This window comes from Chitinophaga polysaccharea, from assembly GCF_007829335.1.
Taxonomy (GTDB): domain Bacteria; phylum Bacteroidota; class Bacteroidia; order Chitinophagales; family Chitinophagaceae; genus Chitinophaga; species Chitinophaga polysaccharea_B.
In genome coordinates this window covers 309,148-323,880 of record NZ_VIWO01000003.1, presented here as the reverse complement: position 1 = coordinate 323,880, position 14,733 = coordinate 309,148, and the positions used below count along the sequence as shown (strand labels likewise).

The following is a 14,733-nucleotide window of genomic DNA, read 5'->3' as shown; positions in this document are numbered from 1 at the left end:
TTTGCACTGTAAACCTAACAACTTGGGCATTATTGAAAGAAAAGAGCGTGAAAAGGCAGAAATGCGCCGGCGCATTGTAGATGCTGCTGTTCAGATGATTGTGGAAGAAGGATATGAGAAAGTATCTATCCGCAATATCGCTGACAAGATTGAGTACAGTCCGGCTACCATTTATCTTTATTACAAGGATAAAGATGAGCTGTTGTATGATGTACAGAGCCAGGCTTTTGCCACCCTCGCAGAGGAGTTCAGGGAGAAGATAAACGCTGAGGATCCGTTCAAACGATTAGAGCAACTGGCCATTGCCTATCTTGAATTTTCCCGGCAACACCCGGAGTTGTACGACCTGATGTTTATTATTAAAGCGCCAATGAATACCCTGGTAGAGAAAGAGAAGTGGGAGAACGGGGATCCTTCTTATGATGCGTTACATGGGCTGATGCAGGAGTGTATAGAAAAGAAGGTAGTGAAATTTAAAGATGCGACTATTGCAACGCTGTCAGTTTGGGGCTTTGCGCATGGCTTAATCAGCCTGCATCTGCGGGGCAGATGTACGAAGGTATCCAGGGTACCGGAAGAAGAGGTACCGAGGGTAATCGCCACCGCCATTGACGAATACCTGGAGATGATTAAAGCATAAATCAGTAAAAAAGCCATTCTGGCTTTTTTTTAACAATACTATTAAACACTGTTTAGTATATCAACATTGATTATAGAAGCCTGACGGCTTTATTTTTTTCTGCATCAATAAACACCGTTCATTATGTACACGTCAATTATTAAAGGAGCATTGTTAATAGCTGTATTACTGGCCGGACGCCCTATCCTGGCGCAAAACAATGTGCTGGACCAATATATTCAACAAGCTTTTCAAAATAATAAAGGATTGAAGGAACAGCATTTCGAGCTAACGAAATCGATGCTGGCCTTGCAGGAAGCCAGGAGCTTATTTGGTCCAAACGTATCACTGCTGGGCAGTTATACCAAATCGTCGGGAGGCCGTACCATCGATTTTCCGATCGGCGATATCATGAACCCGGTGTACAGCAGCCTGAACCAGCTCACCAATAGCCACCAGTTTAAATCGCTCGACAATGTGCGTGTACAACTGAACCCCGACAATTTTTACGATGCCAAACTGCGGGCCTCCCTCCCATTACTGAATGCTGAAATCTATTACAACCAGCTGATAAAAAAAGAACAGATTACACAACAGCAGGCAGCAGTAAACGTATATAAGCGGGAACTGGTGAAGGATATCAAAACCGCCTACTATCAATATTACCAGGCCTCCCAGGCGGTGGTTATCTACAACAATGCCTTATCGCTGATCCAGGAAAATATCCGCATCAATGAAAGCATGGTGCGCAACGGCGTACGCAACAACACCGCCTTGTACCGCGCACAAACGGAGAAAGAAAAAACGGAAGCCGATATCAATAAGGCCGTTGCCTCCCGGCAAAATTCCAGGGCTTATTTCAACTTCCTGCTGAATCGCGGTCTCACTGAAAACATTACACTCGACAGCACTTTGCTCACCGCTCCGGCACAATTGCCCGGCAAAGACATCAACGACAGGGAAGAGCTGGCGCAATACAAAAGCGCGACTAACGCCTACCGGTTAAACGAAAAATTACAGCGGGCTTACCTTGTACCTAAGCTCAGCACCTTCGTCGACGTGGGCTCCCAAGGCATAGGCGGCAACTTCAACCGGGATACGCGCTATTACCTGTTCGGCGTAAACCTGGAATGGAACTTATTTGCATCTCACAAATACAAATACAAAATCAAACAGGCGGCTAATGATGTACAAACCATTACCAATGCGGCCGACCAAAAAGCAGCCGCCCTGCGGCTGCAGGTATACCAGGCCGTTAACGACTACCAGACTGCCCTGCTGAATTTCAACACTGTTAAAAGCCAGTTGTCGTTCGCAGAAAGATATTACCGCGATCAGCTGAAGGTGTATAAAGAAGGGCAGCTGCTGTATATAGAACTCCTGGATGCGCAGAACCAACTAACCCAGGCACAACTGCAAACCACTGTTGCCCAGGCGGCCGTACAAACCGCTTACGCCGCAGTAGAACGGACCCAGGCATCTTACCAGATTGATAACAACAACTAATAAATTATACTCACATGAAAAATACCTTACTGCTGCTGCCACTTTCCCTGCTCCTGTTTTCCTGCGGCAGCAAGCCGGCGGCTGTTACCAGCAATTCAGACACTATTCCGGTGAAAGTAATGCCCCTGGCCAAACAGGGCAGCGCTATCACTATCCATGCGTCTGGCCAGTTTACCACCGATGATGAAGTATATCTCTCTTTCAAAACCAACGGGATTATTAATAATATACTGGTGAAAGAAGGCGACCGGGTGCATAAAGGACAGCTGCTGGCCACCCTCAATCTCACAGAAATTGATGCACAAGTGCAGCGCGATCAGCTGGCGTTTGATAAAGCCCAACGGGATTACCAACGGACCATGCGGTTGCACAACGACAGCGTAGCTACCCAGGAACAGCTGGATAACAGCAAAACCACCATGGACCAGGCCCGGCAGCAACTGAGCACCTCCCAGTTTAACCGCAGCTACTCTTCTATCCATGCCACCCAGGATGGGTATGTATTGCATAAGCTGGTAAGCGCCGGTCAGCTGGTAAATGCCGGCACACCTGTGCTGCAAACCAACGGCGCCAGCAGCGCACACTGGTTATTACGTGTAGGCGTAAGCGATAGAGAGTGGGCACAGATAAAAACAGGAGACAAAGCCAGCATAGAAATTTCCGGCGTACCGGGCGATAGTTTAACAGGCATGGTTACACGTAAATCGGAGGGTATCGATGCGCAGAGCGGTACTTTCCTGGTAGACGTGCAACTGACCGGCAGCAAGCCCGCCGCTATCGCGGCCGGCATGTTTGGCCGCTGCCATATCAACGCCGGCGCCGCCACTGCCGGCAGCACCTGGAGCATTCCTTATGCTGCCCTGCTCGATGGAAACGGGAGTACCGGTTTTGTATTTGTGACCAACGATAATAAAACAGCACAGAAGCTGCCCGTCACCGTAGCCGGTATGGAAAAAGAAAATGTACTCATCAGCAGCGGCATGGAACAAGCCCGGGCACTCATCATCTCCGGTAGCGCCTACCTGAAGGATCAATCACCTATCCGCATCATCCAATAATCATTACTACCATGAAAATAGCGAGATATGCCGTCAAAAATTACCAGTTTACCCTGGTGATATTCATCATGATCATCGTGCTGGGGCTCACCACCATCCTCAATATGCCCCGCTCTGAAGATCCGGAAATGAGAGCCCCACAGTTTACCGTGGTGGTTGTATACCCCGGTACCAGTCCCAAGGACATGGAAGACCTGGTAGTAGATCCTATGGAAAAAGAAATCTATGGGCTGGATGACATCAAACGGGTGCGCACCACCATCAACGATGGTGTGGCCCTGATACGGGTAGAGTATAAATACAGTTCTAACGTAGACCAGAAATACCAGGAACTGGTGAGAGAGGTCAACAATAAGCGGAAAGACTTGCCGGCAGACATTTACAGCATGGAAGTGAGAAAGCAGGAACCCTCCGACGTAAACGTATTACAGGTTGCCCTGATCTCTGAAAATGCCTCCCGCGACAAACTGCGTTACTACGCAGACAAGCTGCAGGATGAACTGGAAAAAATTCCTTCTCTCAAAAATGTAAAACTGCATGGCCTGCCGGACCAGCAGGTAAGAGTAGAATTACAGCTCGATAAAATGGCCCAGCTGCATTTGCCGGTAAACACGGTGATGGCTGCCGTACAAAGCGAAATGGCCAATATCCCCGGTGGAAGCATCGACGCAGGCGATAAGAGCTTTAATATCAAAACCAGCGGCAACTACCAGCATATCGATGAAATCAACAACACCATTGTATCCAATGCCAATGGAAAAATTGTATTCCTGAAAGATATCGCCCGGATATATTATGGTTTTGAAGATGAGAAATACTTTGTACGCCTCAACGGGCATCGCAGCGTAGTGGTTTCTGCCGCACAGAAGAGTGGTGAAAACATCTCCAAAACACAGCAGCAGTACAAACCCGTTATAGAAAAATTCAAACAAACCCTGCCCGCCAATATTGACCTGGTGCAGTATTTCGACCAGGCCGATGCGGTCAACAACCGGTTAAGCGGACTGGGAAAAGACTTCCTCATTGCCATACTCCTGGTGGCCTTTACCCTCTTACCGTTAGGACAACGCCCGGCATTGATTGTGATGATATCCATCCCCCTGTCGTTATCTATTGGCATCGTATTGCTGCAGTTCTTTGGCTATAACCTGAACCAGCTGAGCATTGTAGGGTTGGTAGTGGCGTTGGGACTACTGGTAGACGACAGCATCGTGGTGGTAGAAAATATAGAACGATGGATGCTGGAAGGTCATTCCCGCATGGAAGCCACACTGAAAGCAACTTCCCAGATTGGGTTAGCCGTTGTTGGCTGTACTGCCGCACTGATTATTGCCTTTATGCCGCTGGTGTTTATGCCTGAAGGCAGCGGTGACTTTATCCGGAGCCTCCCGCTGGCCGTCATTTTCAGCGTATTGGCCTCCATGGGCGTGTCGCTGACTATTATCCCCTTCCTGGCCAGCCGGTTGTTGAAAGAGCATAGCGGTCACCGGGATGGCAACCTGTTTATGCGTATGCTGAAAAAGTTGATCCATGGCAGTTATGCCCGCCTGCTGGACAAGGCGCTACAAAGGCCGGTACTGACATTGATTGTATCTATGATGATTTTTGGCGGCGCCATTGGCCTGTTTAAAGTCATTGGTTTCAGCCTGTTCCCCGCCTCTGAAAAGCCACAATTCCTCATCAATATTTTTGCACCGCCGCAGTCAAATCTTGCTTATACCAACGGCATTGTACAGCAAATAGAACAAACGCTGAAACAGGAAAAAGGCATCCGTTCTTATGTAAGCAATATTGGGAAAGGCAACCCACGCATTTATTACAACGAAATGCAGGAGAACGAACGGGGCGATTATGCGCAGATCTTTGTGCAGCTGGACCCTCATGCCAGTCCCGCGGAAAAAACCAGGCTGATTGAGGCGCTCCGCAAGCGCTGGACACCTTATCCCGGCGCCAAAGTGGAAGTAAAGAACTTTGAGCAGGGCCCGCCAATGGTGGCACCGGTAGAGGTAAGGCTCTTTGGCGACAACCTGGACACCTTGCGGGCAGTAGCCGGCAACGTGGAAAAGCTGCTGGAAAAAACCGCCGGCACTATTTATATCAACAACCCCGTAAGCACCCTGAAATCGGATATCCGGGTAAAGATAGACCGGGAAAAAGCGCAGCAGTTAGGGATTCCTACTGCCAATATCGACCGCGTAGTGCGTTTAGCCATCTCCGGTATTAACCTTGGTCAATATAACGATCAAAATGACAACGATTACGATATCCTGCTCACCAAAGAAAAAGCGGGTAAGCCAACGTTGGATGTATTTAAGGATTTATACGTGAACAACAGCCAGGGAACGGCGATTCCGCTCTCACAGGTAGCACAGCTACAGCTGGAAACATCTCCTCTGACTATTAATCACCAGGAAAAAAACCGGGTAGTAGCCGTGAGTGCCTTTATACGCAAGGGTTTTCTGACCGACCAGGTTATTAACGACGTCGTAAAACAAATGGATGCCATGCATTTACCCAAAGGATACAGTTATGAAATGGGTGGCGAAGTAGAAAGCCGTAACAACTCTTTTGGTGGCTTTATGAGCGTGATTATTGTAACCGTATTCCTGTTTGTGGCCGTACTGATCCTGCAATTCAAAACCTTTAAGAGTATGCTGATTGTATTGTCAGTAATTCCGCTGGGTATTGTAGGGGCGGCAATGGCGCTTTGGCTGACCGGCAACTCCCTGTCCTTTGTGGCGATTATTGGTTTGATAGCCCTGGCTGGTATAGAGGTGAAGAACACCATCTTACTGGTAGATTTCACCAACCAGCTGCGCATGCAGGGTACTCCGCTGGATGCCGCCATACGGGAAGCCGGGGAAGTGCGTTTCCTGCCAATCGTACTCACTTCGCTCACTGCCATAGGGGGGCTGATACCGGTGGCCATATCTACCAATCCGCTGATTGCGCCACTGGCGATTGTATTAATTGGAGGGTTGATCAGTTCTACTTTATTGTCGCGTATAGTGACGCCCGTAGTGTACAAGCTGATACCGCCTAAAATAGAATTACCATCCGGCAACGGTCATCATTCCACCGGCGATCATCAACGGGAAGATTTGACGATATCTCATCCCGGACTAATTCATCAGTCGTAATTAACAATTAGTTACGTACTTTTATGGCTGATTGTTTAGTCAACCATTTCCTTTGAAAACTAGTTCTTATGAAAAAAATCGTCCTGGCATTTGCCACCATGCTCCTGGTGATGTGTATCAGTACACAGTCGACGCAGGCACAGTTGAAACGTTTCAGTATCGGACCTTTTGTAGAAGCCGGTTTCCCCGTTGGTAAATTCAATGATACCCACAATACGGGTTATGGTATCGGCCTGGGTGCCGATGTGAAGCTGGTAGCAGGTTTAACAGCGGTAGGTTCTGTCAGTTACTTCCGTTTTCCCGGTAAGGATTACACCAGTAACGGTAGCACCTATACGTACCCTAATTATAACGCAGTGCCTATCCGCCTGGGGCTGAGATACCAGTTGATTTCGCTGTTGTATGTGAAAGTGGAAGGTGGTACGGTACAGTATACAGGTAAGAACTACAACGGCGTAGGCGGCCTGGTGGCTCCAGGTATCGGTATCCGTTTACTGGGCCTGGACGTGGAAGCCAAATACGAAGCCTGGTTTAAAGATGGCACCAGGGGCTTCTTTGGACTCAAAGCAGGATATAACTTTTAGTAGCTGAAAGCATAAAGCAAAAAGCTATTGAGGCGGATGATCAAAGCGAAGAATATTAAAAACTCGCTAAGGTCATCCGCCTCAATAGCTTTTTGCTTTATGCTTTCAGCTCTTAAAAAAATGCTGCTGTCCACGTTCTTTCAAACACGGCGCCCGGCGCCAAACGGTTGATCCCTTCTTTCTCTGTTAATTCCCCGTTGGCGTTTACGCTATCTGCGATACCGCACCAGGGTTCGATGCATACAAAGTTAGCCTCTTTAGCGGCCCAGATGCCCATGTAGGGGAACCCTTCAAATTCCAGGGTGAGGCCATGCGCGGTGTGTTTGCTGGCAATGCTGATGGCGGTAGAGGCCAGTGATTTAAACACCAGGGCATCCTGGTAGAACAAGGATTTTTTCAGAGGCAGTTCCTTTGTTTGCTGTAGAAATGGTACAGGAGCGGCTTCTATTTGTCCTCCTGGCGACAGGGGCCATATACCGGTCGTTTCTTCTTTATTGAAATGCAGGTAATAGTCTTCATAGGTAGTACCGTCTACCAGTGGCAGTTTAAAGGCGGGATGAGCACCTACTGAAAAGAGGAGCTCTTTGCTGTCTTTATTGGTAACCAGGTAAGTTACCTGTAGCTGGTCGTCCTGCAGGAGGTATTGGATGGTAAAGCCGAACCGGAAGGGATATACTTCCCTGGTAGTATCATTGTCGGAGAGATGGAGGCTAACATGGTTTGCTTCCTGCTCCGTAACCGTAAACAGTTGTTCCCGGGCAAAGCCGTGGCGACCGAGGGTGTAAGATTTTCCATTGTACCGGTACGTGTTATTTTTCAGGCCGCCTACAATGGGAAACAGCACCGGGCTTTTCTTTCCCCAGAAGGCCGGGTCGCCGCTCCACAAATATTCCTGGTCGTTGTCGTTGCGTACAATGCTTTGCAGTTCTGCTCCCTGCGGATTTACCTGTACGGTGAGTTTTTCATTAGAAATCTGTATCATGATCTGATGCGGTTAATGAGGATATGCTGCGAAGATAACCTGTAAATGGAATACCTTTGCCAGGTATTTTACAGCAAAAAAAGAATATATCATATGGAGTCATTAAAAGGGAAAAAGGCCCTCATTACGGGCGGAGGAAAAGGGATAGGTCGCGCGCTGGCCATAGCCCTGGCAAAGGAAGGCGTAGATATTGCCCTGATGGGGCGTACAGCGGGTTCACTGGAAGCAGTGGCGAAGGAGGTACAGGCCAGCGGCGTAAAAGTGGCCTATGCTATTGCCGATGTGAGCGATATGTCTGCTGTAGATGTGGCAGTCGCTACTTTAACCAAAGAGCTGGGCGCCATCGATATATTGATCAATAACGCAGGTATCGCCGCCTTTGGCGGTTTCCTGGAGTTGACACCCACGCAGTGGGAACAAATCATCCGGGTAAACCTGATGGGGGCATACTATGTTACCCGGGCGGTATTACCGGAAATGATTGCCCGGAAAACCGGCGATATCATCAACATTGCGTCCACTGCCGGTCAACGTGGCGCGCCTACCACCAGCGCCTATAGTGCCTCCAAGTTCGGGTTGCTGGGATTAACAGAATCGCTGATGCTGGAAGTACGGAAGCATAATATCCGGGTGAGCGCATTAACACCCAGTACCATTGCTACCGACATGGCGAAAGATTTACAATTAACGGATGGTAATCCGGAGAAAGTATTGCAACCGGAAGACCTGGCGGAGTTGGTTGTAGCGCAGCTGAAGCTGAACCGGCGGGTATTGCTGAAATCAGCGGGGTTATGGTCTACTAACCCTTAAATAAAAGATTGGCATTTGTTTCTTCCGAAACAAATGCCAACCTCTTTAGCGGTATTATTTACAAATACGATAAGCATACCCAATAGAAGCAGTAGCTGCACCTGTATTATTTTTACCATTGGCAGAACCTTTCTGAATATTCAGGAAGCCGTAGTTCCCCCCACCTTCCACAAATACCTGGCTGCGGCCGAAAAGATAGGCCAGCCCAAGGTTTCCACTTACGCCGAAATTGAATGTATTCAACTGGTCTTTAATATCTGTTGTCCGGTTGAAATCAACAGTACCGATAGGTACCTGCATCGTTTTCCCCTCATCAAAATACACATTGCTGCTGCCGCTGGTAACTTGCTTGGCTCCTACCAGGAATCCGAAAAATGGTCCTGCATCTACGTATAAGCGCAGGGGTGAATGCCCCAGGTTCCAACCAAACTTAGCCCAGATGGGTACCATCAGGTAATTCAATTTTGCCTGGCTTTTAAAATCGGCATAGAGGTAAGGAGGAATAGGTTGGCCGGGAGGAACAACGGGTTTCGCTTCGTCGGGGAATGGATAGGCCTGGAAGCCATTCTTTTTACCTCCCTGGGAAGAATAACTAATCATGGCCTCAATAGAAAACAGTTTACTGAGGTGGTATTCGCCCAGGATACCAAAGTCCGGGCCCTGACGGGAACTATAGCCGGTATTCAAGGGATTTTGCAGGCTGCTGCCGCCACCGGTAAGATTAGGGATACTGATACCTCCGCGAACACCGAGATCAAACTGTTGTGCATTCACTTTTGAGGAAAAAAACATGACAACGGCTGGTACCAGCCATTTCAAGGATTGTTGGATTTTCATAATTAATAAATTGTAAGCTCAAGTTACTAATTATCTCATATTACTCAGCCAACCGGCTATAAACAATAGCACTTCCCGGTATTCGGGTTCATTATGCATTTCGTGGTACAGCCCTTCCCATTCACGGTAGGTAATCATGCCGGCGGGCGCCCTTTCTGCGAACAGGCGGGAGCCTTCTACCGCGGTGAACTCATCCGCACTACCATGGATCAGCAAGGATTGGACCCCAAGTTCTCCGGCATGTTGCAGGCACCAAAGGCCATTTTGTATCATGTCGTTGGCCAGGCGTAAACTGAGCCGATCATGCCGCAAGGGGTCGGCTCTAAACTTTTCCACCGCCGACTTATCATGAGAAATTTTACTGATATCAAGGCCCTGGTTCATCCGGAAACCCGGGGCAATGGCACTGAGCAATTGCAAGGCACCCCGCAATAGTTTGCCGGGACGGCGGCCAATAATGAGTGCAGGCGCTGAAATAACGGCGGCCTGGATATTCGGTTGCCGGTGGAGTAAAAAGCCAGTAAGCACCCCACCGCCCATACTATGCCCGTACATTACTACGGGTTGCTGATAAGTAGCCCGTAGTTCCTGCAACCAGGCCTCCAGGTAGTCGAACATGAAGGCAAAGCCCCTGGAGGCTCCCCTGAGGCCATCGCTCTTACCATGGCCGTAATGGTCGATGCCCATGACCGCGAAACCTTCCTGCATGAAAAATTCCGCCACATGCTCATAACGCCCTACATGCTCCCCAATACCATGTACAATAATCAGCAGGCGGTTGAAATGCGCTGGCACCCACCGGATGCCATGAAAGGTAGTTTGCTCCCAGGACCAGTAAAATTCGTTCCTCATATGTGATGAGCTGGTGTAAAAACGAAGATAAAGAATATCTTTATCCCCTGTAAATTAACCGTCAAAGCAACATGAGTAAGTCGTCAACCACATCACCGGTGTACAGTATTCCTTTAAGTTACCGTAAGATGGAAAACCTGCATATCGTTTTCTGGTTATTGAAAGATATCAGCTGGTGTATGATCTGGAAACCATTGGGTATTACCATGATCTTCCCCACCCTGATCATTTCTATTATTATTGCCTGGCGTACCCGCCAGTTTGTGGCTGAATTATGCCACAACGTAGCCATCAGCGTATGGATTGCCGCCAACTCCTACTGGATGATCAGCGAGTTTTTACATTTCGATACCCGGGTTATCGTTGGAGATATTACCTACAAACACCTGGCCCTGATTCCTTTCTTGACAGGATTACTGATACTGGCTTATTTCTATCTCTATTATCAACCCCGCCACAAAGAAGATACAGAAGTTATTCCGGGATAAGATGCGCGTTCAGCAGGTTTGTTACGGTAGGTACCAGCAGGAATTGCTTTTCTACCGTAACATTCACCAGCGCATAGTTATTGCCGTTAATACCCGCATCCCAGCGCCATTCCAGTTGGCTGTTGGTGGCACGGGTACCGCTTTCATACCACCAGGCGGTATAAAGCGTGCTGCTATCTTTCTTTAATTCCGCGATAAAGACCGTTGTCCCCCTGATGGTGACTTCCTTCACCTTATGAAATTCGAAGCCACTCCCTTTCCAGCAGATCATGGGCTGATGATCCGTGAAATAAAAACCTTTTACCGGCTTTACATACAGCAACACGTCCGCATTCGTAGCTTTCACTACGTTATCAGGCAATACAGTATAGGTATAGCCAGGTAACTGTTTTACCGGCATAGCGCGGGCCGTGGCTTTAGGTGGCGCCCAGCAATAAATACAGCTGATAACTACGGCCAGCAACCACTGTAATCCCACCCCATAGCCGTAAGGTACCGGCGCACGCGGCCCTTGAACCTGCGCCTTACCCCACCGTTTTATTAACCGGGGCAGCAGGAATAACAGGGGTAACACTACGTAGATCAACAAGGTAACGATGCCGCCCATTTCATGGGCAGCGGTACCAGGGGGCAGCGCAAACTGCACGAGTAAGATAATACGAAACAGGTTGGCGATTACATTTAACACTACAATGGAAGCCAATACCAGCAACAGTAATGGCGAAGATAAAACGCACTGCAGCCTCCGCTGGTACAACGCTATCAACGCCACGCCACAGAGCAATGATGTCAACAGCATTTGCAAGCCCATACAAGCAGTGTCTACGCTAAATTCGCTATTTCCTACCAGGATCAGGTTACCACTGGTGGTGATAGCGGGGTTTACGAAGTGTAACAGGCGACCGGCTATTCCACTCAATCCCAGGCGGATGGGGAATGTGAATACACCGGTGATATTGTCGATCGCGGGACTGGCGAGGATGGCTGTTAATAGCACCAGGAATGACAAACGTCCGTAAAAATATTCTACTACAAAAAAAGCCGCGGTCACTAAAGTAGCATATCGTAATGTAAACACCGGCAATTGCCAGGAGAGCAAACCGAAAACCAGGGTTATCCAGCCCCAGCGGGTGTTACCTTTCCGGGAAGCATCTACCTGGAATACCAGCATCATCGTCAACAGACATAGTAAAAAGAAAGGGCTACGCCATTCGAAATAGCCCTGTAACTGCAGGATGGCCAGGATAAAATAAACTGCCAGCAGCATAGCCGCCGACAGTTTTGCCCCTCTATTCAAATTACGTATATCCAATAACGTTAGCATACCTGTTTTTTTCTGCGAAATAATACTTTCTCAAATCTTACATAAGCAAGGATCAGTACAGCGATGATAAACAAGGCCCATTCATGCGGTTCCGGCACGGCGCCATGGCTTTTCAGCGAGGCATTTTGCAGGGAGTTCAAATCTTCCTTTATGTCAAATCGCTTATAGTCGTTTGTAGATTCCAGCACTACCAGGCTGGATAATGGCGTTACGATATAGGCTTTGGTGGCGGTATTAATTAACGCGGTGCTATCGGTTGCTACATGCCGGCCCATTTGCTGTAACACCTGGTTGTAGGCAAAGAGGCGGGCCAGGTGATCAGGTCCGGTATTTCCGGCATTGTCTGCACTGCTAACTATCCGAATACCGGCATGTGCAATCACCTGGTCGGTGCTATCTGCTTCCGGGCGCAGGAAACGCTGTTGCTTCAGCTGGCGCAGCAATTCTCCTATGGAGCCATGATCGTAGATCAGCGATCGTGATTCTCTCAAAGTGGCCAGATAGGGGGAAATGGCGGCGCCTATGTTATATACCCTCACCGGTTGATGTGCCAGGAATTGCAGCAACGGCTCCCGGAAGGCGCTATCCAGATCTTTCAGCTGCGGTGAAATGTTATCCGTGGCAGTAATTACCAAAGCATTGGCCGCCTCCGGCAGTTGATGAAAAGGGAACAGGGAAAAACGCGCCTGTTGCAGGTGGTTAAAGAGGGACTGCTGGTTAGCGTCTGTGATGGCTATTTTTCCGTTAACCGGGTGAAACACCCATACTGGCTTACCTTTCAGCTGCAGCAATATTTTCCGGTAGTCTTCATAGCGCCAGTTGCAGTTAAGATCCAGGTAATAGTCGGCTGGCAGGAATACTTCCTGACTGGGTGTGTAGGGCAACAGCGTATAGCGTTGACCGTTAAAATTGAATGCCGCGTTGTCTATTGGTTCGGCTGGCAAGCGCAGCTCCCAGTTGGCATCATAGTCTCCTTTCCGGGTGATGGTGTGCTGGCTGCCGTTGCGAAACCCTGCAGGCAGGGTGATACCTGCAGGCCAGCGATCCATGCGCAGGGTGGCCTCATAGCTAGCACCTTCATGTGGCGGGCCTTCAAACCAGGCGGGCTGGTAGTATAACTGCCCCTTTTCTACGGAGAGTGGGGAAGTGATACCGATCTTGAATTTTCTTTCTCTCGCTGTTGGTACAGGAAATACGCGTACCACTACCCGGTCGCCTTCCTGCCAGTGTACTACAGAGGGATCGTGCCGCTCCACTCCTACTATCTGTTTATAGGCCTGGGTAGCTTTCTGCCGGGTAGTGAGCACGCCTTTTTCTTCTTTGCCATTCATCCAGAGGGACAAGGAGGTTACCACCGCACCTTGTGGCAGGTGAAAAGTGTAAATCGCTTCTTCATCACGGGTCCAGGTTCTTTCATCGTGATTGGCTACGGTAAGGGTATGTTCGGTGTAGGCCAGGTGGTATTGCGGCCATATATCCGCAGCGGTAGCCACCCGGGTTGTTACCAGGTCGTTGCCGCTCCAGAGGCGTTCTTCTGTGTAGTGGCGTTTATCATAGATCACATTGAGGATATTGAGGCGGTCGTCTCCGCTGATGGTGGTACGGCCACATAATGCGCTGGCGGTTACAAAAAGGGGGTCATGTATCAGCTCATGATCGTAGCGCCTGTCGGGTACATCCCAGAAACTGGCGTCTGTCCATACCGGGCTTACATATACCAGGTCTGTTTTCAGTATTTTCTCAACCAATGGTCCGCGGGGCAGGGTTTGCGCGGTTTTTATCCAAACAGGTATTCCATTGTTTTGGCTGATCGCAAAGCGTTCGCTATCATCTATGGCCTTTACCTGTACACTGTACACGATCACGTAAGCAGCCGTGAGAAGCAGGGCAGCCGCGCCGCTATACAGGTAAGTAAGCCTGTAACGTTTTACTTTCCAGACTTCCTGTTGTACCATCCTTATATTAAACCAGCAAAGGAATATAGGCGTAAAGGTGACCACAGAAATACCGATAGCGATGAGTGCTATCAGGCTGATAATATACAAGGGCAAGAGATAGATCGCCAGGTATACAGGCGCCAGGAAGGTAAATCCCAATACCGCGCATTGCAGGAGCCTTACCCATTCCGGCCAGCGGTCAAAATAGCCGAAGGCCAGGGTATTGGCACAGAGTAGCACCAATACTACCACAAACCAGGGAGCAGAGGTTTGAAAAACAGAGAAAACATTATTGACGGTATAAGCATCTATGAATAACAATACAAATGCGGCTGCCGTTACTTTCCGGCGGTTAGGGCTTGCTTTCAGCGCCCCGCTCCACCAAAGCGCCAGGAAATAGAAAAGAGCGATCAGGTGATTGATTAAAAACGCAAAGGCGGCTTTGTCTTCTACCACGTAGCACGATGTTACAAACAACGGCAGGGATACTGTTAACAATACAAGGCCTAATAAAAAGGGCTCTGGTAGCCTTTTAGAGGGGGCTGCTTCCATATACAGGTTTTGAATACAGCGTAAAATTATAAAATAAAAAGTAC

The 14,733-nt window shown here is 48.8% G+C and carries 12 protein-coding genes; 7 read left to right on the top strand and 5 right to left on the bottom strand.

Translation table 11 applies throughout. The features are described 5' to 3' along the window. The first annotated feature begins 22 nt into the window (after positions 1–22). The 5 genes from FHW36_RS12920 (at position 23) to FHW36_RS12900 (ending at position 6,907) form a co-directional block, all read left to right on the top strand. Positions 23–640 carry a TetR/AcrR family transcriptional regulator gene (locus FHW36_RS12920; RefSeq protein ID WP_145669116.1) on the top strand — a complete coding sequence of 206 codons (618 nt, stop codon included), beginning with the start codon at positions 23–25 and terminating at the stop codon, positions 638–640. Positions 641–763: 123 nt separating this feature from the next. Then, positions 764–2,125 carry a TolC family protein gene (locus tag FHW36_RS12915; RefSeq protein WP_145669113.1) on the top strand — a complete coding sequence of 454 codons (1,362 nt, stop codon included), beginning with the start codon at positions 764–766 and terminating at the stop codon, positions 2,123–2,125. 14 nt (positions 2,126–2,139) lie between these two features. Further along, the gene (locus FHW36_RS12910; RefSeq protein ID WP_145669110.1) at positions 2,140–3,183 is read left to right on the top strand and encodes an efflux RND transporter periplasmic adaptor subunit; all 1,044 of its coding nucleotides are present in this window, start codon (positions 2,140–2,142) and stop codon (positions 3,181–3,183) included. An 11-nt stretch (positions 3,184–3,194) separates the two neighbouring features. Further along, entirely contained in the window at positions 3,195–6,323 is a 3,129-nt protein-coding gene (locus FHW36_RS12905) for an efflux RND transporter permease subunit (RefSeq protein ID WP_145669107.1), read from the top strand. Positions 6,324–6,391: 68 nt separating this feature from the next. Beyond that, a complete protein-coding gene (locus tag FHW36_RS12900; protein WP_145669104.1) occupies positions 6,392–6,907 on the top strand; it encodes a hypothetical protein in 516 nt (171 codons plus the stop codon). Between the two features lie 112 nt (positions 6,908–7,019). On the opposite strand, the gene FHW36_RS12895 is transcribed toward FHW36_RS12900, so the two are convergent. Further along, on the bottom strand, positions 7,020–7,889 hold the full coding sequence (locus FHW36_RS12895) for an aldose 1-epimerase family protein (protein ID WP_145669101.1): 870 nt from the start codon (positions 7,887–7,889) through the stop codon (positions 7,020–7,022). 93 nt (positions 7,890–7,982) lie between these two features. On the opposite strand from FHW36_RS12895, the gene FHW36_RS12890 reads away from it, so the two are divergent. Then, entirely contained in the window at positions 7,983–8,699 is a 717-nt protein-coding gene (locus FHW36_RS12890) for a 3-ketoacyl-ACP reductase (RefSeq protein ID WP_145669098.1), read from the top strand. Between the two features lie 54 nt (positions 8,700–8,753). On the opposite strand, the gene FHW36_RS12885 is transcribed toward FHW36_RS12890, so the two are convergent. Together FHW36_RS12885 and FHW36_RS12880 are read right to left on the bottom strand one after the other, a co-directional pair. Further along, complete coding sequence (locus FHW36_RS12885) at positions 8,754–9,536, bottom strand: porin family protein (protein ID WP_145669095.1); 783 nt, start codon at positions 9,534–9,536, stop codon at positions 8,754–8,756. Between the two features lie 30 nt (positions 9,537–9,566). Then, positions 9,567–10,388, bottom strand: coding sequence for an alpha/beta hydrolase (locus FHW36_RS12880; protein WP_145669085.1), 822 nt, complete (start codon positions 10,386–10,388; stop codon positions 9,567–9,569). A 71-nt stretch (positions 10,389–10,459) separates the two neighbouring features. Here FHW36_RS12880 and FHW36_RS12875 point away from each other — a divergent pair, with 71 nt between their 5' ends. Next, positions 10,460–10,876, top strand: a complete 417-nt coding sequence (locus FHW36_RS12875) for a hypothetical protein (protein ID WP_246121142.1) — start codon at positions 10,460–10,462, stop codon at positions 10,874–10,876. On the opposite strand, the gene xrtN is transcribed toward FHW36_RS12875, so the two are convergent. Then, a complete protein-coding gene (gene xrtN / locus FHW36_RS12870; protein WP_145669082.1) occupies positions 10,863–12,200 on the bottom strand; it encodes an exosortase N in 1,338 nt (445 codons plus the stop codon). The two genes, FHW36_RS12875 and xrtN, sit on opposite strands and share 14 nt — an antisense overlap. Then, the gene (locus FHW36_RS12865; RefSeq protein WP_145669079.1) at positions 12,194–14,689 is read right to left on the bottom strand and encodes an XrtN system VIT domain-containing protein; all 2,496 of its coding nucleotides are present in this window, start codon (positions 14,687–14,689) and stop codon (positions 12,194–12,196) included. Before FHW36_RS12865 ends, xrtN begins: the two co-directional genes overlap by 7 nt. Positions 14,690–14,733 lie beyond the last annotated feature (44 nt).

Excerpts from the sequence above, each read along its gene's own strand:
- FHW36_RS12915 (WP_145669113.1), top strand. The coding sequence starts at position 764 with ATGTACACGTCAATTATTAAAGGAGCATTGTTAATAGCTGTATTACTG.
- FHW36_RS12910 (WP_145669110.1), top strand. The coding sequence starts at position 2,140 with ATGAAAAATACCTTACTGCTGCTGCCACTTTCCCTGCTCCTGTTTTCC.
- FHW36_RS12905 (WP_145669107.1), top strand. The coding sequence starts at position 3,195 with ATGAAAATAGCGAGATATGCCGTCAAAAATTACCAGTTTACCCTGGTG.
- FHW36_RS12900 (WP_145669104.1), top strand. The coding sequence starts at position 6,392 with ATGAAAAAAATCGTCCTGGCATTTGCCACCATGCTCCTGGTGATGTGT.
- FHW36_RS12895 (WP_145669101.1), bottom strand. The coding sequence starts at position 7,889 with ATGATACAGATTTCTAATGAAAAACTCACCGTACAGGTAAATCCGCAG.
- FHW36_RS12890 (WP_145669098.1), top strand. The coding sequence starts at position 7,983 with ATGGAGTCATTAAAAGGGAAAAAGGCCCTCATTACGGGCGGAGGAAAA.
- FHW36_RS12885 (WP_145669095.1), bottom strand. The coding sequence starts at position 9,536 with ATGAAAATCCAACAATCCTTGAAATGGCTGGTACCAGCCGTTGTCATG.
- FHW36_RS12880 (WP_145669085.1), bottom strand. The coding sequence starts at position 10,388 with ATGAGGAACGAATTTTACTGGTCCTGGGAGCAAACTACCTTTCATGGC.
- FHW36_RS12875 (WP_246121142.1), top strand. The coding sequence starts at position 10,460 with ATGAGTAAGTCGTCAACCACATCACCGGTGTACAGTATTCCTTTAAGT.
- xrtN (WP_145669082.1), bottom strand. The coding sequence starts at position 12,200 with ATGCTAACGTTATTGGATATACGTAATTTGAATAGAGGGGCAAAACTG.
- FHW36_RS12865 (WP_145669079.1), bottom strand. The coding sequence starts at position 14,689 with ATGGAAGCAGCCCCCTCTAAAAGGCTACCAGAGCCCTTTTTATTAGGC.